Below are 25,962 nucleotides of genomic sequence, written 5' to 3' on the forward strand. Positions count from 1 at the left end.
AGGAAACTATATGAGCGAAAAAATGTTAGCAAGTGGCGCCGCAATTGTCGGCGCTTTGGCCGCCTCTACTGCCTCTGCGGCTGTCCAGCCTCAGCAGGCGACCGTTCCGGTTGACGTGGCTGCTGCCATCACGAAGGCACAGGCAGAGGCCGATAAGGCTACGCCGAACATCTTCGAGCAAGCGGAGATGCGTCGTGCGGCTCTCGGCAAGGTGCTTGGCACCTTGGCTCTTAGCAAAACCAACCGCGACCAACAGCCCGACTGAGGCCCACGAAAGCAAAGCGGGCCTGGCCCGCTTTCGATAAAAACCATGCTCCCACACAATTTCTTCCAGAACCACTGGCTAAAAGCGCCTCTGGTGTGTCGAGGTCTGGTCAGCACACTGGCTGATGGATCAATCGATTGGTCTGGCCAGTTCAAGAGTTGGGCTGAGTCAGCGACCGTGCAGGCAAGGCTTTTCAGCTCAGCGATCCTCGGCAGCAACGGAGAACCGCAGGCTCATGTCGCGAAGTCCGGCTCTGACGCCTTGGCTATCTTCGAGCAGCACGCCAGCGCCGAAACTCCACTGACCTTGCTGCTCAATGGGTGCGACAGCGCAAGCCCTCTGCTGCGCACAATGCGAGAAAGGCTCAACCTGAAGCGCACCTGGCGAGAAGACGACATCGTCGCGACCATGTCGTCGCACCAAAGCGGCATCGGATTTCATTCCGGCCACGAAGACGGATTCTTGGTGCAGCTTGAGGGAACCAGAGTCTGGAGGTTCTGGGAACCGGCTTCCGTCCCAAGGCCATACCTTCTCTCGCTGCTCGCGCACCCTGACTTCGCCGATGAACAAGTGCCCCCACCTCCAGGGGATCCCGAGATGGAGTTCGTGATCAATGCTGGCGACGCCATCTACCTTCCGTCCTTATGGGGCCACTCTGGCATAACCGTTGGAAATTCAGTCGCGCTTTCCATCGCTTGGAAGGGTATTACACCGTTCAGCCTGCTCGTCGAGAAGTTTGGCAAGCGCACCGTACTGAGCTCGTGGCCACAATTGCGCATCTATTCAGATGACCTGTTTGCGCCTGTCGATCATGAGGATGCACCGAACGTGCGCTCGATGCTGCTCACGCGCTTCTTGGAGATGCATCCGCAGGTCAATGATGTGGTCGCGCGTGAATTTAAAGAGCCAGTTCCAGCGCTATAGCGACGGTAGTTGGCTCTGGAACGACGGAAGAGTATCTGGACTTATCCGCTGGGTACACCACCGCCGTCTTCACACTTCGTTGATGGAGCCCTGTAGCAGAAAAGCGCAGGCGTACGTCGCGCCGCAATTCCGCCTGGGCAAACACCGCCGCCTCATAGGAGGAGCCGGAACTCTGGAGCAGTCCCGAATACAGCGACTGCTCCAGCGCACGCCGGTAGCTGAAGGTCGCCCCATACTTCATAGAACGGACGGCAGCGTCGATCGATATCTTGGTTGCAGCAAATGGCACTGCGTCGGCATCGCGTGTAAGCCCACCATTGAACACCTTGGCTTTGCCATAAGACTGGCTCAATTCAGTGTTCACGCCCCACACCTTCGTCGACAGCTTGCCTTCCAGGTGCACAAATGTTCCCGAGCCCAGGTTAACTGGCGATTCAACATAGCTCCCCCCTCTGCTCTCGAGCGCCTTGACGATCACGTCGTGCGAGCGGCGGTACTGCGCGGCGAGCGACCACTTGAGAGGTTCGCCATTACCCGACAGCGAGACCTCGACAGAGTTTGCAAGTTCCGGGCGCAGCGATGGATTGCCCAGATAGTCAGGGTCGAATGGAGTGTTTCTCGCTGAGCGTTCGGCGCCTGTGAGTTCGTCACCGGTAGGCAAACGCACCCGGCGTCCGGCGGTCAGATTGAACGCCATGTTCGGCGAGACTTGCCAATCAACCCCCACGGAAGGCTGTGCAATCGTGCCTCCAGTCGCAGGGCCGGCCGAAACCTTTACTGAGTAATCGAGCACACGCAGACCGAGCTTGAAGTTCGCTGTGGCGATCGTCCTGGAAACTTCGCCAAAGACTGCCAGCCGATGTTGGTGAGTGCCAAAGTCGCTAGATTGGGCGCCGAGCGATCGCGACCCGGCAGTTAGGTCGAAATGATCCTGCCGCTGGGCGATCACCAGTTCCGTACCCAATGACCACGCGCCGAACCTGGACGACTCGCCGTCAAGCTGATACGCCGCCGAAACGCTTCGATTCGTATAGTCCTGCTGCCTTGTAAGGGAGTCCGTTAGTACACCGAATGAGGCTACGTTACGCGCACTCTCCCTGGTTGTATTGCTAAATCGCAGCTTCGCTGTGGTGCTGACATCTCGTGTAAGGGGAGCACTGTAGACAATGCTGGGCGCGACCGTGCGCGTCAGCACATCTATCCCCCAAATATTGTCAAGGGTGCCAGCCGGCTCAAGAAACTCGTCGCCACGGCGACGAGACCTTCTCAAGGTGACGGGAAGCGACAAGTTGAGGACTGCGTCGTCGAATCTGGCCTCCAGCGCCGGATTCAGGAAAACCTCACCCACTCTTGAAAAGTATTGAATTTGGGATTGTCGGTTATACCCGGGCCCCACACCCGTTTGATACTCCACGCCAGCCGTTCTCGGCCAACGCACACTGGCACTCACCGTGATTTGCCCGACATCAGTGGAGTAGCCCGGTGACTTCAAGCTGATTGATGAACCAATCTCATTGCCCCGCAGGTCGACAGACATCTTCATTTCGCCGCCTGCAGCCGGCCGCCGTTTTGTAACTATATTGATGAAGCCAACGGAACCTGACTGCGCGGCTGACGAAGTGGTGTCCACTTGAACGCGTTCGACATCTTCGACACTGATGGATTCGAGATCGTCTGCGGACGCAAGAGACTGACCGTTCAGCATGACCCCGAGCGAATTCTGGCTCTGCCCGAGAAGTTTCAGGATCGTCCTTCCTGAAACCGTCTTCTCCACAGTGATCGACGGTATGTTCTTGATGAGATCGTAGATGTTCGTGGGATTGAAATTTCGTAATTCGTCACCGGTGATGTCGGTGTAGTTCGATGTGTTGAAGGTCTTGTTGGCCTTGATCTCTACAGCCGGCAGGCTCTGCGCTCCCACGTAGCCAGATGCCAAGGCGCCGAGAACGGCAACGCACCGCGTGTACTTCATTGTTTGCTTCATGTAACGCCCCTCGACAGCGCGACGCGACGTCCAAAGCCGCGTCCTCTGCACGCTTAGTGTATCGGCAGACTGCTTTTATGTAGTCTTTGAAACTACTATTTTGCTTTTTTATGATTAAAAAGAATCACAATTCTAGAAGAACGAATCTCTAAAAATTGTTGGCGTGACCATGGATGCGTCGACACCTGCCGGTGCTGGCTCAGGTATGGTCAAAGTCTTTCGCTGGCCAGCAGCGGGAAGATCGCCTCGAAATCCGACTGGTTACGGCCTGTGTCCAGGGGCACATGTAGAGAAGGCCAGCAACCACGGCGAGCGAGCGTGGCGAGCCGCAGACCAGCGACGAGTTGATGACCCTACTTCGCGCTCAGCACAGCGGCCACGCCGGGCGCAGGATCGGTGAGGTACAGCAGGCATCGGCCGTCGAAGTGGTCACGCAAAGTGCGCAACCAGCCGTGAACGGGTGGGCGTGCGAGCTCACGCCAACGACGGTTATCTCTGGCACTCGCGGCTCCACTGAAATTTCTAAGGTGCCACAGTGTGGCAACCGGGCCGTTGAGTATGGTCAACGCGGCGAAGCCGGGTGCGCAGCGCGGCCCGGCGTCTGCGGCCGACGACCCTTTCGCGGATACTGATGAGATGACCCGTCACGCGCGATTTGCACGGCTGGTGGACATGCGTCACCTGCTAGCCGCCCCACTGCTTGCCCTGTTCTGCGCCGCTGCACTGGCGCAGGCTGCACCCGAGGCAAATTCGCCGACTGCGCCGGTCACGGCAACTGCGCCGGCTGCAGCGACACCGAAGCCTGCGACGGCGCAGCCGGTGGCTGTCGAGCGGCTGGTGCTTTTCAGCCGGCCGATTTTTACGTTTCGCGGGGCGTTCATGGGTGTGTCAGCGCCTGACAGGGCCAAGCGTGCCCACGCGCGCATCCGCGACCAGCTCGAACTGGTGGGGCCGCATGCGGTGAGCCTGAAAGAGGACACCTTCGGCATCGAAGTGCGCATCGACGGCGCCACCAGCTTTGTGGTGACAGCGGGCGACCTGGACCCTGCGCGTGAAGACACACTGGAGCAGGCGGCGCAGCGCGCGGCTTCTGCGCTGGCCGTTGCCATCAAGGAAAGCGCCGAGAGCCGCAACCTGGAAGCACTGACACGCGCGCTGGCGTTGGCCATGGCAGGAACAGGTCTTTACGCGGGGCTGGTGTGGGTTGCAGCGCGCGCACGCCGTGTGCTGGCGCGCCAGCTGATAGCCGCCACAACCCTCCACTCGGCCAAGTTGCATGTTGGCGGAATGGCGCTGTTGCAGCGCGACCGCATCAGCCGCTTTGTGCGCGCCATGCTGACGCTGGTGTACCGCCTGCTGGTGCTGTTGATGACGCTGGAGTGGGTGAGCTTTGTGTTGCGCAGCTTTCCGTTCACGCGCGCGTGGGGAGAGTCGCTCAATGGCTATCTGTTGAGCCTGGCAGCGCCTGTGTTCATGGCGGCTGCGGGCGCCGTGCCGCAGTTGCTGGTGGCGCTGCTGATCTTCTACATCGCCTACCTCGTCACGCAGGCGCTTGAGCGCTTTTTAACGAACGTGCAAAGCGGTGCGATGAAGCTGCACTGGCTTGACGCGGATGTAGTGGCACCCACGCAGCGCATTGCCAAAGTGGTGATCTGGCTCTTTGCGCTTGCCATGGCCTACCCGTACCTGCCAGGGTCGGACACAGAGGCATTCAAGGGCCTTTCAGTGCTGGTGGGGCTGATGCTGTCGCTGGGCGCATCGAGCCTGGTGGGGCAAGGCGCGAGCGGCTTGATACTGACTTATGGGCGGGCCTTTCGCAAAGGCGATTACGTGCGCATTGCCAATGAAGAAGGCACTGTGACGGAGATGGGAATATTCACCACCCGCATACGCACCGGCCTGGGCGAAGAGCTCACCATTTCCAACGCCAGCATCCTGGGCGCCACCACCAAGAACTATTCGCGCACCGTGAAGGGCCGGGGCTTCGTCATCGACACCACGGTGAGCATCGGCTACGACACGCCGTGGCGGCAAGTGCACGCCATGTTGATCGAAGCGGCAGCCCGCACCGACGGCCTTGCGCCTGACCCGGCGCCGCAAGTCTTCCAGATGGCACTGAACGACTGGTACCCGGTCTATCGCGTGGTGTGCCAGGCAATACCGACAGAGCCGCGCACACGCGCCATGCTGCTTTCAGCGCTGCACGCAAACATCCAGGACGTGTTCAACGAAAACGGCGTGCAGATCATGTCGCCGCATTACTTTGCGGACCCGGCGCAGGCGAAGGTGGTGCCGCCGGAGAAGTGGCAGGGTGGGCCTGCGGGCGCGGGTTGATCGGCAGGAAATCGGTGCGATTTTGGGGGCTGGGGCACGCAGCTAGCGGGGGCTTGGCGGCATAATTCGCGCAGATCATCAATCATGAACGCCCTGCTCGACCGCAATCGCAACGAAGTCGCCAGACTGTGCCAACGGTCAGGCGCGCGGCGGCTTGATGCATTTGGATCCGTCACACGCGCTGACTTCGATCCCCAACAAAGCGATCTGGATTTTCTGGTCGAGTTCGACAGCGTGCCCCCGGCCGCATATGCCCAAGCCTTCTTTGAGTTGAAGGAGGGCCTTGAAACCTTGTTCGGCCGGCCGGTGGACCTGCTGACGCCGAGCAGCCTGACGAACCCTTTCCTGCGCCGGCGCGTGAGCGCTGAGCGGCAGGTGATCTATGCATCCTGATGCGGAAAAACTGCTGTGGGATGCGCAGCAGGCCGCTGATCGCGTAGCGAGATTCACCAAAGGTCGAACACTCGCTGATTACGAGGCCGACGACTTTCTGCGATCAGCCGTTGAACGTCAGTTCGAGATTGTTGGGGAGGCGCTCAATCGCTTATCCCGAGTTGATCCCGCGACGGCGTCAACCATTGCTGATCTACCCCGCGTTGTCGCCTTTCGGAACGTGCTTGCACATGGCTACGCGAGCGTAGACAACCGGATTGTGTGGGGCGTTATCGAAGGCAGCCTGGACTCACTGCGGGCCGCTCTTGATCGACTGCTCGCGCAACCATAAGTTGCCCGGCCGAAGTGCCTGAACTAGAGCATCCGCTGCTCGACTAATGTGACTTCACCATCATCACTCGTGATGGCATGACCGGGCATATCAACTAGCGCCAGCCAGTCGTGAAAACGCCCCGGAGCCGTGAAGCTTCCGAGGCGTTTGATTCTGGTGGCCTGGGGCGGAATCGAACCACCGACACGCGGATTTTCAATCCGCTGCTCTACCAACTGAGCTACCGGGCCGTGAGCTAATGATTATAGCCGGAGTGAAATGAGGTCGAGGCGGGGGCAGGAAAGAACCACCCGGATTCGCACGCACAACGAGCTGCTCTTTCCGGAATGTGGCAATCCCGCAGTTCAGGTCGCATCCGTCTTCTGCGCGTGAGCGATGGTTTAGCCCATGCAGGGCTCCGCAACTCGTCAGTTAGCATGCGCGGGCTCCTGCACAGGTGCGCCGCTCCAGCAAAGACATGGACATCACCTGCAAGGATCCGATGAACTCTGACGCAGTGGGCCGCGCAATTTCGCGTGCCAATGCGCGCCTGGCCGGCAACATCATTTTTGGCGGCGGCATCGGCGCGATCATCGATCACAACAAGGGCACGGCTTACACGTACCCGACGTGGGTGCAGCTGGTGTTCGGCCAGACACTGGTGTTTGATCGCCGCGCGGAAAACGAAGGGCAGCCGGTGGTTGGGGTCAAACCTGAGGCCGCTGCTAAGTGATTGCTGATGGGCAATGAAAAACGGTCGCTGCGGCGACCGTTTTTTTTGGGCGAGGGGAGTGCCCCCACCCCGGCCCTCCCCCAGAGGGGGAGGGAGTTAAGAGGCCGCGCTGCGCTTGCCGCGCGACAAGTCCACGCCCAGCTGCTTCAACTTGCGATACAGGTGCGTGCGTTCCAGCCCCGTCTTCTCGGCCACGCGCGTCATCGATCCACCTTCCTTCGCCAGGTGGAACTCGAAGTACGACTTTTCGAATTCATCGCGCGCATCGCGCAGCGGCTTGTCCAGCTCGAACAGCTGGCGCGCTTGCGGGCCCATCTCCACCACTGGTGGCAGGGTCTGGCCGCCTGTCATCGCCGCCTCGACCGTCAAGTCCGCCAGCACGGACACTGCTACGCCTTGCATGCCCGGCTTGCGCGCCATGCCGGGGCTGTTGCGGGCCAGGCCGGCTTCAACGGCCTTCAGCAGCTTTTGCATGGTGATCGGCTTTTCAAGAAACGACTGCGCGCCGATCTTGGTGGCTTCCACCGCTGTCTCTATGGTGGCGTGGCCGCTCATCATGATCACCGGCATGCTCAGCAGGCCCGTGGTGGACCATTCCTTGAGCAGCGTCACGCCATCGGTGTCGGGCATCCAGATGTCGAGCAGCACCAGGTCTGGTCTCGTTCTGCCGCGTGCAGCACGCGCTTGCGCCGCGTTCTCTGCCAGTTCAACGTTGTGGCCTTCATCGTTCAGGATTTCTGAGAGCAGGTCGCGTATGCCGAGTTCGTCGTCGACCACCAAGATGTTTGCCATAGGTACCGGATGCTTTTTCGAGTGTTGTTAAGTCGCAACTGCGAATGATAGCGACACTTGGGCTCCCATGAGTACTCCTTCTTCCACTCGATTCAGGAGGTCGACTCGTGCGCCGTGCTCATCCGCGATCTTTTTCACGACGGCAAGGCCCAAGCCCGTGCCTTTGGCCTTGGTCGTTACATAGGGCTCGAAGGCGCGCTTGAGGATGTGGTCGGGGAAGCCGCTGCCTGTGTCTTGCACCACCAGCCGCACGCGGTGCCCTGCGTCGTTCCACTGCGTGCGAATGGTCACCTTGCGCTCGGGCCGGCCTTCTGTCGCGTCCTGCGCGTTTTGCAGCAGGTTGTGGATCACTTGCCGCAGTTGCTGCGCGTCACCCATCACGTGCGGGATGTTCGGGTCCAGCTCCGACACCACCGGCACATGGCCTGTGTTGTCGTCGCGGTCGATGCCGTCGCGGTCGTACATATGCATCACGTCGGCGATGAGCGCATTCAGGTCCACTGGCTTGAGTTCGGCCGCGGGCAGGCGCGCGTAATCGCGAAACTCATTGACCAGCCGCTTCATCGCGTCGACCTGGTCCACGATGGTCTGCACTGATTTGGCGAGCAGCGCTGCGTCTGCGCCAACAAGCTTGCCCGCCAGCTTCATCTCCAGCCGCTCGGCTGAAAGCTGGATGGGTGTGAGCGGGTTCTTGATTTCATGCGCGAGGCGCCGCGCGACTTCACCCCAAGCCTGCGCGCGCTGCGCCGAAACGATTTCAGAGATGTCGTCGAACACCAGCAGGCGCGCTGTCTTGCCCGGTGTGTCTGATGGCATTTCTGCGCCGCGCGCCACGAGCGTGATCGACATTTGCGTGGTGCCGAGTTGCGATGCATTCAGCTCGAACGACTGCTGCCAGTGGTCCAGCCCGTGCTGGCGGCGCTCGTTCATGTAGTCGTCAAACTGCTGCTGCACGGCTTGCCCGAATGCCTCGAGCCCTTCTACGGATGCGAGCGGCATGCCCTCATACACCGCAAGCGGCGTGCGCAGGATGCGCGTCGCGCCGGGGTTGGTCGACTGGATGTTGCCCTTCTCGTCGAGCACGATGACGCCGGCCGTGAGGTTGTCCAGAATCGCCTGCAGGTTGGCGCGCGCTGCGTCGACTTGCATCATGCTTTTGTCGACTGCGGTGCGCGCGTCTGCCAGCTGCTGCGTCATCTCTGCGAATGATCGCGTGAGGCCGCCGAGTTCGTCTTTGCCTTGCAGCGCGGGCTTGGGCGACAGGTCTCCTGCGGCCACTTCCCGCACGCCTGCCGCGAGCAGCAGCAACGGCCGCGCAAGCTGGTTGCCCAGGATCACCGCGAGCAGCACGGCACCCAACACCGCGAGGAAGAGGCTCAGCGTGAGTGTGCCGATGTACATGCGCCGCAAGCCGTCGCGGCCCAATGCACGCTCCTGGTATTCGCGATTGGCTTCCTGCACGGCAACAGCATTCGCAACGAGTGTGGCGGGCAGCGACTGCGTGACTTGCAGGATGCGCGGCTCGCCGAGCAGGCTTGTCGCGGTGGTGGGCGACACGATTGCCAGCGCCTTCACACGTGCGTTGCCGGCGGTGGCTGGGTCTGGATCGTCGATGCCCTCGATCACCGCGAGCGAGCGCTGCGCGCGCACATTGCGGATCTGCTGCGTGGAGGGCCTGTCGGGATTGAGCTGGAAGCGCGACTGGCCCGCGCTTGCAATCAGCTGGCCGTTGCCGCTCCACAGCAGCACGTCGTTGGCGGGCAGCTGTTCACGAAGGCGCTCTAGCGCCAGTGGCGCCGATGATTCGGGCATCTCCGCGATTTGCGCTGCGGCTGCGCGGGTTTTGGCGGCCAGGTCGCTGGCGAGCGCGTCGAGTGATGCGCGGCCCAAATTCAAACCTGCTTCAAGGGCGCCTTCGACTTTCACGTCGAACCAGCTTTCGATGGAGCGTGACACGAACTGGTATGACACGACGTAGATCAGCAGCCCCGGCAGCAGGCCCGTGAGCGCGAAGATCGCCGCAAGCTTCACGAGCAGGCGGCTGCCGAACCTGCCGCGCCGCAGGCGCGAGAACAGCCGCGCTGCGATCCACGCAATCACCACCAGCAGCAGGCCCGCCACCACCATGTTGAGCACGAACAGGCGGCCGTAATTGCGCTCGTACAGCTCGCGATTGTTGGTGGCTTGCGTGAGCAGGAACATCAGCACGATGCCGATGGCCACGACCATCGCCGCGCCCACGCCCACCGCCCAGCGGAAGGCGCTCGACGAGCGCAGCGCCTGCCGTGTTGGCGCTTGCTGCCCGGCGCTCACTTGACAGTCTCGACGGTGAGCCGCTGGTTGCGCGACGCGGCAATGTTCCAGTCAGCGTGGCCGACGGCGCCTATCTGGAACGGGCGCGGCAGTTGGGACACATCGAGCCGGAAGCGGAAGTCCACGTTGTGGCGCGCGTCAGGGTCCACTTCAGACGGCTCAGCGATCTTCCAGCCCGAGATGCGCTGAATGGCAGCGAGGGCTTCTTCACGCGTGTCAAAGCTCTGGCCCAGCGCCACGCCTGAGTTGCCAACGGGTGTTGGCGAGACGACGAGGCGCCAGCGGCGCGTGAGCGGCTGGTACGACAGGCGCATGTGGCGCGCCACATTGCTCACGGGCTTGTCGTACCAGTACCAGCGGTCGCGAAGCAGCGTGGCTTCGGCCACGAAGAACATCGGTATGCCCTTGGCCAGCGCGTCGTCAACCACGGGCGGCAAATCGAACTTGATGGTGGCAGAGAGGAACACGCCGTCTTCATTGCGCTCCAGCCGCAACTGCGACACTTCAGTGGGCGTTGATTGCGCGGCTACCGGCTGGGCTACGAGCAGCAGCAGTGCCAGGCACAACGGGCCCAAAAGGCCCACCGTGCGCCACAGGGCAAAGGCGCGCTCAAGCACCGCTGCGATCGGCAGCGGCAAGATCGATTTTCTCCAGCAACGCGTAATAAAAACCGTCGTGATCACCTTCCAGATTGTCCGGGAGCGCTGAAGTCTTTGCCCCTGTTTGGGGCAGCAAATGGCCAGGGGCGGGCCGCAAAAGCGCCGCTTTGTTGTGCGCAAGAAACGTTTGCACCTGCCCCTCGCCTTCAGGGCGAAATACCGAGCAAGTGCAGTACAGAAGCCGCCCGTGCACAGCGAGCATGGGCCACAGGGCTTTGAGCAATCTGGACTGCTGCAGGCCGAGCTGCGCGATGTCGGTTTCGCGGCGCAGCCAGCGCACGTCAGGGTGGCGGCGCACGATGCCCGATGCGGTGCAGGGCGCGTCGAGCAGGATCGCGTCGAAGGCCTGGCCATCCCACCAGCTGTCAGGCTGCGCGGCATCTGCGGTGACGACCTTGGCCTTCAGGCCCAGGCGCTCCATCGTTTCATGGATGCGCTCGCAGCGCTGCGGGTCGATGTCGAGCGCGGTGACTTCTGCGTCCGCGAGTTCGAGCAGGTGCGCGGTTTTGCCGCCGGGTGCGGCGCACGCATCGAGGATGCGCAGTGGGCGGTCTTGCACAGGCACGCCACTTAGCAACAGCGGCGCGGCCAACTGGGCTGCAGCGTCTTGTACGGAGATCGCGCCATCGGCAAAGCCCGGCAATGCCGGCACGTGCATGGCACGCGAGAGGATCACGCCGTAGTCACCCACCGGTTGCGCTTCGACGCCCCTTTGCGTAAGCAGCGCAAGGTAGTCGGCTTGCGTGGTCTTGCGCACATTCACGCGAAGCGTCATCGGCGGATGCGTGTTGTTCGCTTGAAGGATTTGCTGCCAGTGTTGTGGATGGTCTTTCTTCAGCCGGTCGATCCACCACGATGGATGGTTCCATAGCGCCACCAGGTTGCGGTCGGTGGCGCTCACGAGCGCATCGCGTTCGCGCAGGAAGCGGCGCAGGCATGCGTTGACGAAATTCGCTTGCGCTTTCGTTGCCGGATCGCGCTTTGCGGCTTCAACAGCTTGGTCGACCAGCGTGAAGATTTCGTAGGGCGCTTCGTCGTTGCGCCAGCTCAACGCGAGTGCGGTGCACAACAACGCATCGGCTTGCGGCGGTGGTGGGCGGTTGGCCATGAGGCGTCGCAGCGCTTCGGCACGGCCGAGGTTGCGCAGTGTCTGAAACGCCAGTGCTTGTGCGGCAGGGCGCAAGGTGCCATCGACGCGTGCGAGCGCGGCCGTGGCCGATACGCCTTCGCGCACGGACTGCAAAACAGAAGCGGCAGCCTGAAGCTGCCGCCAGAGTGGGAGGGCCTGACCTGTCATGGGCTGATTGTGTCAGTACGCAAGACCGAAGTCGGGCGACTCATTGATGCTGAATCGATACAACACAGCCTTCGTCGGAATTTCCCGATGCTTTACAGGAGTAACCCGTATGAGAGCAGTTTTCGCAGGGACTGTCGCCCTGGCTTTTGCGTCTGGTGTTCGCGATGAACGTTCAGCAAATCAAAACGCCTTTGAGCAGTCCGCGCCGCTGTCGTTTGGCCCGCCTCCCATCGCGCTGGCGGCAACCAACGGACCACACGGGCCTCTGTATTACGACATCCCCCGAGATGGTATTGCAGTCCTATTGCCCGGTGAGGCAGCACTTCACTTCTTCATTGACGGAGAGCCTCCCGCTCCGAATTGCAATGCATCACTTCCAGCCGAGTATGGAAATCACACCACAGCGCTCGTGAACGCGACTTGTCCCGACTGGAGTGGCGCTGCCGATCTGCCCGAGGCGACCTACCGCGTCCACCACTTCTCCCAGGACCCGAACCGCACTTATCTCGACCGGCCGAATACGCCAGACGGTGCGCCCCCTTGCAAAGATATTTATCCGCTGAACCCCAGCGGGGAGGACGCCTTCCCATTCAACGGCACCGAGTTGGTCCAGCCAAAACTGTTACATGAATTCCAGTCCAGCGATAAGTGCCGTGCCTCTTCACCTCCTGCGTACGAAACCCCTTCCTGCTCTGCTGACCCGCTCAAGTGGGTCTGGATCGCAATTGGCGCAGTTGGTGCTGGCGCAGGCATCATCGGCTGCCTCAGCAGGCATCCCGAATCGCACACTGTGCAGCCGGTGCAAGACGAGGTCGAAATGGCAGATCCCGCTCAGGAAGTCTGAGCACTCGCGTCACGAGCGCAATTGCAGCCCCCGGGCCGCCTTGAACCCGAATAGCCACGCCAGCAACATGGCCGGGAACTGTCCGATCGCCGTGTTGTAGCGCGCGACCGCGGCATTGAACTGCTCGACGGCCACGCCTGCCTGCTGCGACAGTAACGCGCGGCGCGCGATCACGGTGTCAGGCAAGCGGGGGCCTGCGAGGTCGTGTGCGTCATCGCGCTCGGCTCGCTCCCAGGCCATGGCCAGCACGTCCTGCGCGGCGCTCAGAGCGGCAATTCCTTCGCCGTCGAGTGGCTTGTTCTTGGCGGCATTCAGCGACGCTGCGAACTGGTTGGCCGCAGCGTGCAGAGCGGTCCAGAAAGTGGTGTCGTCATGCATCGATGCGGGCTGCGCAGCGTCCGCGGCGGGCAGCTGGGTGCGCACGAGCTCCACCTGCCTGGACAGCTCGGCTTCCAGCGTCTCGAAAGTCGATTTGGCGGCGGCACGCAATCGCATGAGGCGGTTGTATGCGCCCACGCTCCAGAACAGGAGCAAGGCTGCGAGCGACCAGAGCACAATCGACGACGTCATCGCGGGCCAGTTTACGGCGTAAAAAAAGCCCACCTCTTTCGAGGCGGGCTTTTTGTTGTCCGCGAATCAACCGCGAACAGCCAGCAGGCAGAAGTTACTCGGCCAGCGGCGTGCCTTCATTGGCTTCCGTTTCCACAGCGCCTTCGCCCATGCCGGCGAGTTCCAGGGCTTCGGATTCGGCGATGGCGCGGCGCTCGGCCTCGTCCATCTGGTCCTTCGCCTTGCGCGCCTGGTGGTAGGCCATGCCGGTGCCTGCGGGAATCAGGCGGCCGACGATGACGTTTTCCTTCAGGCCGCGCAGCTCGTCGCGCTTGCCCATGATGGCCGCTTCGGTCAGCACGCGCGTGGTTTCCTGGAAGGAAGCCGCGGAGATGAACGAGTCGGTCGACAGGGACGCCTTCGTGATACCGAGCAGCAGGTTGCTGTACGTCGGCGGGATCTTGTTCTCGGCGCGCAATGCGTCGCACGTGTCCAGGATCTCCGAGCGCTCGACTTGCTCGCCGGCAATGTAGCTCGACTCGCCGACGCTCTCGACCACGACGCGGCGCAGCATCTGGCGAACGATCACCTCGATGTGCTTGTCGTTGATCTTCACGCCTTGCAAGCGGTACACGTCCTGCACTTCGTCGACGATGTAGCGCGCCAGTTCTTCGGCACCCAGCAGGCGCAGGATGTCCTGCGGATCGGCCGGGCCGTCGACCACGGATTCGCCCTTGTTGACCACCTGGCCTTCGTGCACCAGGATGTTCTTTTCCTTGGGCACGAGTTCTTCCCAGACCTTGCCGTCCGGGTCGGTGATCTGCATGCGGATCTTGCCCTTGGTCTCCTTGCCGAACGACACCGTGCCGGTGATCTCGGCGAGCACGCCCTTGTCCTTGGGCGAACGCGCTTCGAACAGCTCGGCCACACGCGGCAGACCGCCGGTAATGTCGCGCGTCTTTTGGCCTTCGATCGGGATGCGGGCGAGCACTTCGCCGCCAGCCACGTCCTGGCCATCACGCACTTGAATGAGCGCGCCCACCGGGAAGCCGATCGTCACCGAGTGGTCGGTGCCGGGGATCTTCACTTCGTTGCCTTGCGCGTCGATCAGCTTGACCTGCGGACGGATGACCTTGGCAGAGCGCTTCGGGTCGAACTTGATGACCACCAGGGTAGACAGGCCGGTCACTTCATCGACCTGCTTGGCAACCGTGAGGCCTTCTTCGACGTTCTCGAACTTCACCTGGCCGGCGAACTCGGTAATGATCGGGCGCGTCAGCGGATCCCAGCTGGCGAGGATGGCGCCGGCCTTGATCGTCTGGTCAGCCTTCACGCCCAGCGTGGCGCCATACGGCACCTTGTGGCGCTCGCGCTCGCGGCCGTGCTCGTCGTGAATGATGATCTCGCCCGAACGCGCGATCACCACCAGCTCCTTCTTGGAGTTGGTCACGTATCGCATCGTGCTGTTGAAGCCGATGGAGCCGTTGGACTTCGCTTCGACGCTCGAAGCGATTGCCGCGCGCGATGCCGCACCACCGATGTGGAACGTGCGCATCGTCAGCTGCGTGCCCGGCTCGCCGATCGACTGCGCTGCAATCACGCCGACTGCTTCGCCAACGTTCACCAGGCCGCCACGGCCGAGGTCGCGGCCGTAGCACTTGGCGCACAGGCCGAAACGCGTGGCGCAGGTGAGCGCCGTGCGGACCTTCACTTCGTCGACACCGATGGCTTCGAGTTCATCGATGCCTTCTTCGTCGAACATCGTGCCGGCCTTGACGAGCACATCACGGGTTTCCGGATGCAGCACGTCGTCAGCGGCAACGCGGCCGAGGATACGGTCGCGCAGCGACTCAATCACTTCACCGCCTTCGACGATGGCGCGCATCAGCGAGCCGTCGTGCGTGCCGCAATCGGTTTCGACAACGACCAGGTCTTGCGTCACGTCAACCAGGCGGCGCGTGAGGTAGCCGGAGTTGGCCGTCTTCAACGCCGTATCCGCCAGGCCCTTACGAGCACCGTGGGTGGAGATGAAGTACTGCAACACGTTCAGGCCTTCGCGGAAGTTCGCGGTGATAGGCGTTTCGATGATGGAGCCGTCAGGCTTGGCCATCAGTCCGCGCATACCGGCGAGCTGGCGAATCTGCGCGGCGGAACCGCGAGCGCCCGAGTCGGCCATCATGTAGATGGAGTTGAACGACTCCTGGTCCACTTCCTTGCCGTGACGGTCGATCGTCTTTTCCTTGGCGAGCTGGGCCATCATGACCTTCGACACTTCGTCGCCGGCCTTGCCCCAGATGTCCACCACCTTGTTGTAGCGCTCGCCGGAAGTCACGAGGCCGGAGACGTATTGCTGTTCGATCTCTTTGACTTCCTTCTCGGCGCGGCCAATGATCTCGGGCTTTTGCGGCGGCACGAGCATGTCGTCCACGCAGATCGAGATGCCGGCCTTGGTGGCCAGGCGGAAGCCGTTTTGCAGCAGCTTGTCTGCAAACACCACGGTTTCCTTCAGGCCGCACTTGCGGAACGACGTGTTGATCAGCTTGGAGATTTCCTTCTTCTTCAACGCCTTGTTGATGTTGGAGAAGGGAAGGCCCTTGGGCAGGATTTCCGACAGCAGCGCGCGGCCGACGGTCGTCTCGACGATCGAGGTCGAGGGAACGAATTCACCCGTTTCCTTGTCCTTGGTCCACTCCGTCAGGCGGACGTTGACCTTGGCCGTGAGCACGACCTGGTCTGCGTCGAGCGCGCGCTGCACTTCACCGATGTCGGCAAAGATCATGCCTTCGCCCTTGGCGTTGGTGCGCTCACGCGTCGTGTAGTACAGGCCCAGCACTACGTCTTGCGACGGGACGATGGAGGGCTCGCCGTTGGCGGGGAACAGCACGTTGTTGGAGGCCAGCATCAGCGTGCGGCATTCCATTTGCGCTTCGACCGACAGCGGTACGTGGACGGCCATCTGGTCGCCGTCGAAGTCGGCGTTGAACGCAGCGCAAACCAGCGGGTGCAGCTGGATGGCCTTGCCTTCGATCAGGATCGGCTCGAACGCCTGGATGCCCAGGCGGTGCAGCGTCGGCGCGCGGTTCAGCATGATCGGGTGCTCTTTGATCACCTCTTCAAGAATGTCCCACACGACGGGCGTGCCCGATTCGACTTCCTTCTTGGCAGCCTTGATCGTCGTCGCGATGCCCATGGCTTCGAGGCGCGAGAAGATGAAGGGCTTGAACAGTTCGAGCGCCATCAGCTTCGGCAAGCCGCACTGGTGCAGCTTGAGCGTCGGGCCCACCACGATGACCGAACGGCCCGAGTAGTCGACGCGCTTGCCCAGCAAGTTCTGGCGGAAGCGGCCGCTCTTGCCCTTGATCATGTCGGCCAGCGACTTCAGTGCGCGCTTGTTGGCGCCCGTCATGGCCTTGCCACGGCGGCCGTTGTCCAGCAGCGAGTCAACGGCTTCCTGCAGCATCCGCTTTTCGTTGCGCGCGATGATTTCAGGAGCCTTCAGCTCCAGCAGGCGGCGCAGGCGCGAGTTGCGGTTGATAACGCGGCGGTACAGGTCGTTCAGGTCGGAGGTCGCGAAGCGGCCACCATCGAGCGGCACCAGCGGACGCAGGTCCGGCGGCAGCACGGGCAGCACGTCCATCACCATCCAGCCCGGCTTGATGCCGGACTTCTTGAAGGCTTCGAGGACCTTCAGACGCTTGGCGTTTTTCTTGACCTTGACTTCAGAGCCAGTCAGGTCGCCGCGAAGGCGTTCGATCTCGATGTCGATATCGATGGCTTCGAGCAGGTCCTTGATGCCTTCAGCGCCCATCTTGGCGATGAACTCATCGCCGTATTCCTTGCGCTTGGCGTCGTAGTCGTCCTCGGACATGATGCTGAACTTCTTCAGCGGGGTCATGCCGGGGTCGGTGACGACGTAGGCTTCGAAGTACAGCACGCGCTCGATGTCGCGCAGCGTCATGTCGAGCACGAGGCCCAGGCGCGACGGCAGCGACTTCAGGAACCAGATGTGCGCGCACGGTGCGGCCAGGTCGATGTGACCCATGCGCTCGCGGCGAACCTTGGTCTGTGTGACTTCAACGCCGCACTTCTCGCAGATGACACCGCGGTGCTTCAGGCGCTTGTACTTGCCGCACAGGCATTCGTAGTCCTTGATGGGGCCGAAGATCTTCGCGCAGAAGAGGCCGTCCCGCTCGGGCTTGAAGGTGCGGTAGTTGATGGTTTCCGGCTTCTTGACTTCACCGAAAGACCACGAACGGATCTTCTCGGGCGAAGCCATGCCGATGCGGATGGCATCGAAATGCTCGTCCGGCGTGAATTGCTTGAACAGGTCGAGTAGGGATTTCATGTGTTCTCTTCCTTTTCCGAATTACGAGCGCTCGAGTTCCATGTCGATGCCCAAGGAACGGATTTCCTTGACCAGGACATTGAACGATTCCGGCATGCCGGCTTCGATGGCGTGTTCGCCCTTGACGATGGACTCGTACACCTTGGTGCGGCCCTGCACGTCGTCGGACTTGACAGTGAGCATTTCCTGCAGCGTGTACGCGGCGCCGTATGCCTCGAGCGCCCACACTTCCATTTCGCCGAAGCGCTGGCCGCCGAACTGGGCCTTGCCGCCCAGCGGTTGCTGCGTGACCAGCGAGTACGGGCCAGTGGAACGCGCGTGCATCTTGTCGTCGACCAGGTGGTGAAGCTTGAGCACGTGCATGTAGCCGACGGTGACCGGGCGCTCGAACTGGTCGCCTGTGCGGCCGTCGTACAGGTGCGTCTGCGTGCGAGTGGGCGTCAGGCCCTTCGCCTTGGCAACTTCTTCCGGATAGGCCAGATGCAGCATCGTGCGGATTTCGGCTTCAGAGGCACCATCGAACACCGGTGTTGCAAAGGGCACGCCCTTCGACAGTTCACCAGCCATTTCAAGCACGTCCTGGTCGGACAGCTTGGCGAGGTCTTCCTTGCGGCCCGTCGAGTTGTACAGCGTCTCGAGGAACTTGCGCAGCTCAGCCTGCTTGGCCTCGCTTTGCAGCATGTCGCCGATGCGCTGGCCAATGCCCTTGGCAGCCCAGCCCAGGTGGACTTCGAGCACCTGGCCCACGTTCATGCGCGAAGGCACGCCCAGCGGGTTGAGCACGATGTCGCACGGTGTGCCGTCAGCCATGTAGGGCATGTCTTCGACCGGGACGATCTTGGACACAACACCCTTGTTGCCGTGACGGCCGGCCATTTTGTCGCCAGGCTGCAGGCGGCGCTTGACGGCCAGGTACACCTTGACCATCTTCAGCACGCCAGCCGGCAGCTCGTCGCCTTGCGTGAGCTTCTTGCGCTTTTCTTCGAATGCGAGGTCGAAGTTGTGGCGCTGCTGCTCGATCGAGTTCTTGATCGATTCGAGTTGCGAAGCGACTTCGTCGTCGGCCGGGCGGATGTCGAACCAATGGAACTTCTCGACGGAGGCGAGGTACGCCTTGTCGATCTTCGTGCCCTTGGCCAGCTTTTGCGGGCCGCCGTTGGCGACCTTGCCATTCAGCAGTTTCTCGATACGGTCGAACGCGTCGGCTTCGACGATGCGAAGCTGGTCGTTCAAATCAAGGCGGAAGCGCTTGAGTTCGTCGTCGATGATCTGCTGGGCGCGCTTGTCGCGCTGGATGCCTTCACGGGTGAAGACTTGCACGTCGATCACGGTACCTTGCGAGCCCTGGTCCACACGCAGCGACGTGTCTTTCACGTCGGAAGCCTTCTCGCCGAAGATGGCGCGAAGCAGCTTCTCTTCAGGCGTCAGCGTCGTCTCGCCCTTCGGCGTGACCTTGCCGACCAGCGTGTCGCCGGGCTGCACTTCAGCGCCGACGTAGATGATGCCGGACTCGTCAAGACGATTGAGCTGCTGCTCGGACAGGTTCGGGATGTCGCGCGTGATTTCTTCGGCGCCCAGCTTCGTGTCGCGGGCCATGACGACCAGCTCTTCGATGTGGATCGAGGTGTAGCGGTCGTCGGCGACGACGCGCTCGCTGATCAAGATCGAGTCTTCGAAGTTGTAGCCGTTCCAGGGCATGAACGCGACCAGCATGTTCTGGCCGAGGGCCAGTTCGCCGAGGTCGGTCGATGCACCGTCAGCCACCACGTCACCCTTGGCGATCTTGTCGCCGCGCTTGACGATAGGACGCTGGTGGATGTTGGTGTTCTGGTTGGAACGCTGGTACTTGATCAGGTTGTAGATGTCGACGCCGACTTCACCTGCAGTGGCTTCCGCATCATTCACGCGGACCACGATGCGGGTTGCATCAACGTAGTCGACAACACCACCACGAGTGGCGACCACGACAGTGCCGGAGTCGACTGCGGAAACGCGCTCGATGCCGGTGCCGACGAATGCCTTTTCGGGGCGCAGCACAGGCACGGCCTGGCGCTGCATGTTGGCGCCCATCAGCGCGCGGTTCGCGTCGTCGTGCTCAAGGAACGGCACGAGCGAAGCAGCCACCGACACGATCTGTGCGGGCGACACGTCCATGTACTGGACACGGTCTGCGCTGACCAGAATCGATTCGCCGGCTTCACGTGCGGAGACCAGGTCGCCAGTCAGCTTGCCATCTTTGTCCAGGGCCGCATTGGCCTGGGCAATGACGTATTTGCCTTCTTCGATGGCCGACAGGTAGTCGATTTCCATCGTGACTTTGCTGTCGACCACGCGGCGGTACGGCGTTTCGATGAAGCCGTATTCGTTCAGGCGGGCGTACAGGGCCAGCGAGTTGATCAGGCCGATGTTCGGGCCTTCCGGCGTTTCAATCGGGCACACGCGGCCGTAGTGGGTGACGTGCACGTCGCGCACTTCGAAGCCAGCGCGTTCGCGGGTCAAACCACCCGGGCCAAGTGCCGAGACACGGCGCTTGTGCGTGATCTCGGACAGCGGGTTGGTCTGGTCCATGAACTGCGACAGCTGCGATGCACCGAAGAACTCCTTGAGCGCCGCAGAAATCGGCTTGGAGTTGATCAGGTCGTGCGGCATCAGCGGCTCTTGCTCGGCCTGGCCGAGACGTTCCTTCACGGCCTTCTCGATACGGGCGAGGCCGGTGCGGTACTGGTTTTCGGCCAGTTCACCAACACAGCGAACGCGGCGATTGCCGAGGTGGTCGATGTCATCGACTTCGCCGCGGCCATTGCGCAGGTCCACCAGGATCTTGACGACAGCGAGGATGTCCTCGTTGGTCAGGACCATCGGGCCGGTCGATTCGTTGCGGCCGACCTTGGCGTTGAACTTCATACGGCCCACGCGCGACAGGTCGTACGTGTCCGGGTTGTAGAACAGGCGCTGGAACAGTGCCTGCACTGCGTCTTCGGTCGGCGGCTCGCCGGGGCGCATCATGCGGTAGATGGCAACGCGTGCAGCGAACTCGTCCACGGTTTCGTCGATGCGCAGGGTCTGCGACATGTACGCGCCCTGATCGAGTTCGTTCGTGTAGATGACTTGCAGGTCTTGCACGCCAGCCGTGCGCAGCTTCTTGAGCAGCACTTCGGTCAGCTCGTCGTTCGCCTTGGCGATGATCTCGCCGGTGTCGGCATCGACGATGTTGCGAGCGACGACGCGGCCGATCAGGTAGTCCTCGGGGACGCTGATGTGCGTCGTGCCGGAGGTTTCCAGATCGCGTGTGTGGCGGACCGTCACGCGTTTGTCCTTGGCGACGACGACCTTGCCCGACTTGTCGGTAATGTCGAAGCGGGCAACTTCACCGCGCAGGCGCTCGGAGACGAACTCCATCTGCGCGCCGCTGTCCATCAGGCGGAAGTTGTCGTTGACGTAGAAGTTCGCCAGGATCGATTCGGGCGTCAGGCCGATAGCCTTGAGCAGGATCGTGACGGGCATCTTGCGACGGCGGTCGACGCGGAAGTACAGGATGTCCTTCGGGTCGAATTCGAAGTCGAGCCAGGAGCCGCGGTACGGGATGATCCGGGCCGAGAACAGGAGCTTGCCCGAGCTGTGGGTCTTGCCCTTGTCGTGCTCGAAGAACACGCCTGGCGAGCGGTGAAGCTGCGAGACGATCACCCGCTCGGTGCCGTTGATGATGAACGAGCCCTTGTCGGTCATCAGGGGCACTTCGCCCATGTAGACCTCTTGCTCTTTGACTTCCTTCACGACCTTCGACTGCGGCGTCGACGATTCGCGGTCATAAATGATGAGCTGGACGCGGGCGCGTACGGCAGACGCGAACGTCAGGCCACGAGTCTGGCATTCACGGACGTCGAACGCTGGCTTGGCGAGGTTGTACTCAAGGTACTTCATTTCGACAAAACCGTTGTGCGAGACGATCGGGAATGCGGCGTCAAAAGCCGCTTGCAGGCCTTCGATGGTGCGCTGTTTGGGCGGCACGTGGGCTTGCAGGAACGCGGTGTACGCGTCTTTCTGCATTTGCAGGAGGTACGGGATTTCGAGCACGCTGTCGCGGCTGCCGAAGCTTTTGCGGATGCGCTTGCGTTCGGTGTATGAATAGGCCATGAGATCTCCGGGCTATGAGCTCTTGCGCAACTGTCACCTCAGCTCCGGGGCGGTACCGGAACCAGGCTCTTGGTGGGTTGGCCACTACCAACCATGGCGGACGGCGATGCATTGCACATCGCCCGAACCAAGGCATCTTCTGCAGTCGGGGTCAGAAGACACTCGAAAAAACTGGGCAACCGAGTATTGGACCAGCTTTTTCGGGTGCGTTCTCGGCCTAAGCCTAAAAGCACTAAAGGCTGGAGGCCCTTTACGGAACCTCCAGCCTCGGATCGGAACCTGAATTACTTCAGCTCGACCTTGGCGCCTGCGTCTTCCAGCTTCTTCTTGGCGGCATCAGCGTCAGCCTTGTTCAGGCCTTCCTTGACTGCCTTCGGTGCGCCGTCAACCAGGTCCTTGGCTTCCTTGAGGCCCAGGCCCGTGATTTCGCGCACGGCCTTGATGACGGAGACCTTCTGAGCGCCGGCTTCCACCAGCTGAACGGTGAACTCGGTCTTCTCTTCAGCAGCAGCGGGAGCGGCACCGCCACCACCAGCAGCCGGCGCAGCCATTGCAGCGGCGGACACGCCGAACTTCTCTTCGATCGCCTTGACCAGATCGTTGAGTTCCATGACCGTCATGCTGTCCAGCGAGGTCAGGAATGCGTCTTTATCGAATGCCATTTTTGATTTCCTAATTAAGTTGGGGTTCAGGCCGCCGCTGCCTCAGCGGGGGCGGACTCGGCGGGAGCTGCATCAGCACCGCCACCTTTTTTCGCTGCCAGAGCGCCCAGCACAACGGCCGTACGCGAGATTGGCGACATCAGCAAGCCACACAGCTGGGCCAACAACACGTCCTTGGAGGGAATGCTTGCCAGCGCCTTCACGCCTGCCACGTCCAGCGACTTGCCACCGTAGGCGCCACCGCGGATCACCAACTTGTCGTTGGTCTTCGCGAAGTCAGCCACCACTTTCGCGGCAGCCGTTGCGTCCACAGAGAAGCCGTAGATCAGCGGGCCGGTCATCTGTTCGCCAACGATTTCGAACGCGCTACCTGCGACAGCACGGCGGGCCAGGGTGTTCTTCAGAACACTCAGGGTCACACCCTTGCTGCGCGCATCGTTGCGCAGTTTCGTCATGTCGGCGACCGTGATGCCGCGGTATTCCGCCATCACCAGCGTTTGAGCTTTTGCTGCGAGCCCGGTCACTTCTTCAATGACCGCTTGCTTCTCACTGCGATTCAGACTCAAGGTCTACTCCTTCGAAATGTGCCTTCCGGTTTGCACCGTCGGACACGCCTTCAATTCAGCGACCAACTGTTTTCAGAAATCTCTCAATTCCATCTTCAGCGGGATCGCCATCTGCGTTGGCTGGACCCTTCGGACCCTATTAAGCGATTGCTCACACCAACGGTCTTGGATGGCCTGGAAGTTCCTTTTGACAGGGTCTCCAGCCCACCACACCCGGCAGCGCCTTCCCGCGCTACCGATATTTCTTGCCTTCTGATTACGACGAGATGGATTGCGTGTCCACGCGGACACCCAGACCCATGGTCGACGAAACAGCGACCTTACGCAGATACACGCCCTTGCTCGTTGCCGGCTTGGACTTGTTCAGCGCATCGATCAGTGCAACCAGGTTGCCTTGCAGCTTGTCCGTGTCGAACGAGCGGCGGCCCAGGGTCGCGTGGATGATGCCGGCCTTGTCGGCGCGGTACTGAACCTGGCCGGCCTTGGCGTTCTTCACGGCCGTTGCGACGTCGGGTGTGACGGTACCGACCTTCGGGTTAGGCATCAGGCCGCGCGGGCCGAGGATCTGGCCAAGCGTGCCCACAACGCGCATCGCGTCAGGAGCAGCAATCACCACGTCGAACGGCATGTCGCCAGCCTTGACGCGCGCTGCCAGGTCGTCCATGCCGACCACATCGGCGCCGGCGGCCTTGGCCTCTTCAGCCTTGGCGCCTTGGGCGAACACAGCAACACGCTTGGTCTTGCCGGTGCCGTTGGGCATCACGACTGCGCCGCGGACGACTTGGTCCGACTTCTTCGGGTCGATACCGAGCTGAACAGCCACGTCGATCGATTCGTCGAACTTGGCGGTTGCGGCTTCCTTCACGATGCCCAGAGCTTCAGTCAAGGCGTACAGCTTCGTGCTATCAACCTTGCCTTGCAAGGCTTTTTGCTTCTTGGTGAGCTTCGTCATGATCAGAGACCTTCCACGGTGATGCCCATGGAGCGGGCAGAGCCGGCGAGCGTGCGGATGGCGGCATCCACGCTGGCGGCATTCATGTCTTTCAGCTTGGTCTTGGCGATTTCTTCGAGCTGAGCGCGCGTAATCTTGCCGACCTTGTTGCTATGGGGCGTTGCGGAGCCCTTTTCGAGCTTCACTGCCTTCTTGATCAGGACCGTCGCGGGCGGGGTCTTGATGATGAAGGTGAAGCTCTTGTCCGCGTACGCCGTGATCACCACGGGCAGGGGCAGGCCGGGCTCGACACCTTGGGTCTGGGCGTTGAACGCCTTGCAGAATTCCATGATGTTGAGGCCGCGCTGACCGAGCGCAGGGCCGATCGGGGGGGACGGATTGGCCTTGCCTGCTGGCACTTGCAGCTTGACAAAACCGACGATTTTTTTCGCCATGGTTTACTCCTTGCGGGTGATAGCGCCTGAGTCCAGAAAGGACCTCGGCTCCCCGGGGTTAACAGCTCTTCCTCAAATCTTCCGCGCCGAGCTGGATGAGCGCGAAAGTCAATAACGTGTGTGGCTCAGGTCTTTTCGACCTGGCTGAATTCGAGCTCTACCGGTGTCGCACGTCCAAAGATCGTGACCGACACGCGAACTTTGCTCTTTTCGTAGTTGACTTCTTCGACCGTGCCGTTGAAGTCGGTAAACGGGCCATCCTTGACGCGCACATATTCGCCAGTGATGAATTCAACCTTGTGGCGGGGCTTATCGGTGCCCTCCTCCATCTGGCCAAGAATCTTGCCGACTTCGTCTTCAGAGATCGGCGCAGGACGATTCTTCGCGCCGCCGACGAAACCCGTGACCTTGTTGGTGTGCTTCACCAGGTGCCACGTGTCGTCATTCATGATCATCTGCACAAGGACATAACCCGGATAAAAACGGCGTTCGGACGTCTTCTTCTGGCCATTCTTGATCTCGACGACTTCTTCGGTAGGAACCAGGATCTCGCCAAACATGTCCTGCATGCCGGCGCGAGTGATTCGTTCGCGAATATTCCGCTCCACCGCCTTCTCCATGCCGGAGTAGGCGTGGACGACATACCAGCGCAGGTCGGGATTGACGGGCTTGGCGGGCGTCGCAGACTGGCCCCCTTCGGCAGAGGCATTCTCAGCAGTGGTATCAGTGATATCGGTCATTACTTCTTCCACCCGAGGATCAGGTCGTACAGGAGCCACTCAAGCGTCTTGTCGGTGGTCCACAGAAAAATGGCCATGACAGCGCAGAACGCAATCACGTAACCCGTCATCTGGATTGCCTCTTTGCGCGTCGGCCAGACAACCTTCTTGACTTCCTTCCAGGAATCGCGACCGAAGGCAACGAGCTCTTTGCCCGACTCCGACAGGCCGAACACCACGACAGCCGCCGCCAGCCCGCCCACGAGCACACCCCACTGCGCGACCTGACCCTGCTTGCCGAGAAGGTAAAAGCCGGCGATCGCCGCAATAACCAAGGCGATGGCCAAGCCAATCTTCGCCTTGTCGGCGCCGGTGCTCACGGTTTCAATTTGAGAAGTGGCCATGAAGGCTGCGTTCCTGCTTTAAATTCACTGTGTCTACCAGACACCAAACCCGCCGGGCTACGGCGGGTCTTCTTTTTCGCCGGTCACACGGACCGGCTTGGTTTTCTCGGTGCCACTCAGGTGGCAGGGGCAGTAGGAATCGAACCTACAACCTTCGGTTTTGGAGACCGACGCTCTGCCAATTGAGCTATACCCCTTCAGTCAACTCACTCGAGAATCTTAGCCACGACGCCCGAGCCCACGGTCTTGCCGCCTTCGCGAATAGCGAAGCGCAGGCCTTCCTGCATGGCGATCGGGTTGATCAGCTTCACGGTGATCGAGACGTTGTCGCCCGGCATCACCATCTCTT

At 61.4% G+C, this 25,962-nt stretch carries 22 protein-coding genes and 2 tRNA genes; 7 read left to right on the plus strand and 17 right to left on the minus strand.

Features of this window, described 5'->3' with window-relative positions; all coding sequences use genetic code 11:
• Nucleotides 1-10: 10 nt before the first annotated feature.
• Together GHT07_RS20480 and GHT07_RS20485 are read left to right on the plus strand one after the other, a co-directional pair.
• On the plus strand, nt 11-265 hold the full coding sequence (locus tag GHT07_RS20480; protein ID WP_153586953.1) for a hypothetical protein: 255 nt from the start codon (nt 11-13) through the stop codon (nt 263-265).
• Between the two features lie 45 nt (nt 266-310).
• On the plus strand, nt 311-1,189 hold the full coding sequence (locus tag GHT07_RS20485) for a JmjC domain-containing protein (protein WP_153586954.1): 879 nt from the start codon (nt 311-313) through the stop codon (nt 1,187-1,189).
• Here the strand turns inward: GHT07_RS20485 and GHT07_RS20490 are convergent.
• Nucleotides 1,164-3,173 (minus strand): TonB-dependent receptor plug domain-containing protein, encoded by a 2,010-nt coding sequence (locus GHT07_RS20490; protein ID WP_153586955.1) that lies wholly within the window; start codon nt 3,171-3,173, stop codon nt 1,164-1,166. The two genes, GHT07_RS20485 and GHT07_RS20490, sit on opposite strands and share 26 nt — an antisense overlap.
• Before the next feature lie 636 nt (nt 3,174-3,809).
• Here GHT07_RS20490 and GHT07_RS20495 point away from each other — a divergent pair.
• From GHT07_RS20495 to GHT07_RS20505, 3 genes are all read left to right on the plus strand, one after another.
• The gene (locus tag GHT07_RS20495; protein WP_194792998.1) at nt 3,810-5,507 is read left to right on the plus strand and encodes a mechanosensitive ion channel family protein; all 1,698 of its coding nucleotides are present in this window, start codon (nt 3,810-3,812) and stop codon (nt 5,505-5,507) included.
• Between the two features lie 84 nt (nt 5,508-5,591).
• A complete protein-coding gene (locus GHT07_RS20500) occupies nt 5,592-5,900 on the plus strand; it encodes a nucleotidyltransferase family protein (RefSeq protein ID WP_153586957.1) in 309 nt (102 codons plus the stop codon).
• Entirely contained in the window at nt 5,890-6,231 is a 342-nt protein-coding gene (locus GHT07_RS20505) for a HepT-like ribonuclease domain-containing protein (RefSeq protein ID WP_153586958.1), read from the plus strand. Before GHT07_RS20500 ends, GHT07_RS20505 begins: the two co-directional genes overlap by 11 nt.
• A gap of 154 nt (nt 6,232-6,385) precedes the next feature.
• Here the strand turns inward: GHT07_RS20505 and GHT07_RS20510 are convergent.
• Nucleotides 6,386-6,461 (minus strand) — tRNA-Phe (locus GHT07_RS20510).
• Between the two features lie 251 nt (nt 6,462-6,712).
• Here GHT07_RS20510 and GHT07_RS20515 point away from each other — a divergent pair.
• Nucleotides 6,713-6,943, plus strand: a complete 231-nt coding sequence (locus GHT07_RS20515) for a hypothetical protein (RefSeq protein WP_228488470.1) — start codon at nt 6,713-6,715, stop codon at nt 6,941-6,943.
• 96 nt (nt 6,944-7,039) lie between these two features.
• Here GHT07_RS20515 and GHT07_RS20520 read toward each other — a convergent pair whose 3' ends face one another.
• The 4 genes from GHT07_RS20520 to rsmB are packed head-to-tail and all read right to left on the minus strand — an operon-like array spanning nt 7,040 to nt 12,004.
• A complete protein-coding gene (locus tag GHT07_RS20520; protein WP_153586959.1) occupies nt 7,040-7,735 on the minus strand; it encodes a response regulator in 696 nt (231 codons plus the stop codon).
• A 27-nt stretch (nt 7,736-7,762) separates the two neighbouring features.
• Nucleotides 7,763-10,048: a sensor histidine kinase gene (locus GHT07_RS20525; protein ID WP_323741043.1), complete on the minus strand. Its 2,286-nt coding sequence runs from the start codon at nt 10,046-10,048 to the stop codon at nt 7,763-7,765.
• A complete protein-coding gene (locus GHT07_RS20530; protein WP_323741044.1) occupies nt 10,045-10,686 on the minus strand; it encodes a DUF4390 domain-containing protein in 642 nt (213 codons plus the stop codon). Before GHT07_RS20530 ends, GHT07_RS20525 begins: the two co-directional genes overlap by 4 nt.
• A complete protein-coding gene (gene rsmB, locus GHT07_RS20535; protein ID WP_153586960.1) occupies nt 10,658-12,004 on the minus strand; it encodes a 16S rRNA (cytosine(967)-C(5))-methyltransferase RsmB in 1,347 nt (448 codons plus the stop codon). The genes GHT07_RS20530 and rsmB overlap by 29 nt, the downstream gene beginning before the upstream one ends.
• A 109-nt stretch (nt 12,005-12,113) precedes the next feature.
• Here rsmB and GHT07_RS20540 point away from each other — a divergent pair, with 109 nt between their 5' ends.
• Entirely contained in the window at nt 12,114-12,848 is a 735-nt protein-coding gene (locus tag GHT07_RS20540; protein ID WP_153586961.1) for a hypothetical protein, read from the plus strand.
• Nucleotides 12,849-12,857: 9 nt separating this feature from the next.
• On the opposite strand, the gene GHT07_RS20545 is transcribed toward GHT07_RS20540, so the two are convergent.
• The 11 genes from GHT07_RS20545 to GHT07_RS20595 all read right to left on the minus strand — a co-directional run.
• On the minus strand, nt 12,858-13,418 hold the full coding sequence (locus GHT07_RS20545; RefSeq protein WP_153586962.1) for a LemA family protein: 561 nt from the start codon (nt 13,416-13,418) through the stop codon (nt 12,858-12,860).
• A 94-nt stretch (nt 13,419-13,512) separates the two neighbouring features.
• The gene (gene rpoC / locus GHT07_RS20550) at nt 13,513-17,742 is read right to left on the minus strand and encodes a DNA-directed RNA polymerase subunit beta' (protein WP_153586963.1); all 4,230 of its coding nucleotides are present in this window, start codon (nt 17,740-17,742) and stop codon (nt 13,513-13,515) included.
• Nucleotides 17,743-17,763: 21 nt separating this feature from the next.
• Nucleotides 17,764-21,876, minus strand: a complete 4,113-nt coding sequence (gene rpoB, locus GHT07_RS20555) for a DNA-directed RNA polymerase subunit beta (RefSeq protein ID WP_153586964.1) — start codon at nt 21,874-21,876, stop codon at nt 17,764-17,766.
• Nucleotides 21,877-22,160: 284 nt separating this feature from the next.
• Nucleotides 22,161-22,538 carry a 50S ribosomal protein L7/L12 gene (gene rplL / locus GHT07_RS20560; RefSeq protein ID WP_153586965.1) on the minus strand — a complete coding sequence of 126 codons (378 nt, stop codon included), beginning with the start codon at nt 22,536-22,538 and terminating at the stop codon, nt 22,161-22,163.
• Between the two features lie 26 nt (nt 22,539-22,564).
• Complete coding sequence (gene rplJ, locus GHT07_RS20565; RefSeq protein WP_153586966.1) at nt 22,565-23,104, minus strand: 50S ribosomal protein L10; 540 nt, start codon at nt 23,102-23,104, stop codon at nt 22,565-22,567.
• 256 nt (nt 23,105-23,360) lie between these two features.
• On the minus strand, nt 23,361-24,056 hold the full coding sequence (rplA, locus tag GHT07_RS20570; RefSeq protein ID WP_153586967.1) for a 50S ribosomal protein L1: 696 nt from the start codon (nt 24,054-24,056) through the stop codon (nt 23,361-23,363).
• A gap of 2 nt (nt 24,057-24,058) precedes the next feature.
• A complete protein-coding gene (gene rplK / locus GHT07_RS20575; protein ID WP_153586968.1) occupies nt 24,059-24,490 on the minus strand; it encodes a 50S ribosomal protein L11 in 432 nt (143 codons plus the stop codon).
• Between the two features lie 125 nt (nt 24,491-24,615).
• A complete protein-coding gene (gene nusG, locus GHT07_RS20580) occupies nt 24,616-25,230 on the minus strand; it encodes a transcription termination/antitermination protein NusG (protein ID WP_153586969.1) in 615 nt (204 codons plus the stop codon).
• Nucleotides 25,230-25,613 carry a preprotein translocase subunit SecE gene (gene secE / locus GHT07_RS20585; RefSeq protein WP_153586970.1) on the minus strand — a complete coding sequence of 128 codons (384 nt, stop codon included), beginning with the start codon at nt 25,611-25,613 and terminating at the stop codon, nt 25,230-25,232. The genes nusG and secE overlap by 1 nt, the downstream gene beginning before the upstream one ends.
• Nucleotides 25,614-25,734: 121 nt before the next feature.
• A tRNA-Trp gene (locus tag GHT07_RS20590) sits at nt 25,735-25,810 on the minus strand.
• Nucleotides 25,811-25,819: 9 nt separating this feature from the next.
• The coding region (locus GHT07_RS20595; RefSeq protein ID WP_456151240.1) for an EF-Tu C-terminal domain-related protein at nt 25,820-25,962 on the minus strand (143 nt) is incomplete at its 5' end.

Origin of the sequence: Caenimonas koreensis DSM 17982 (assembly GCF_009646335.1) — a bacterium.
Lineage (GTDB): Bacteria > Pseudomonadota > Gammaproteobacteria > Burkholderiales > Burkholderiaceae_C > Ramlibacter > Ramlibacter koreensis.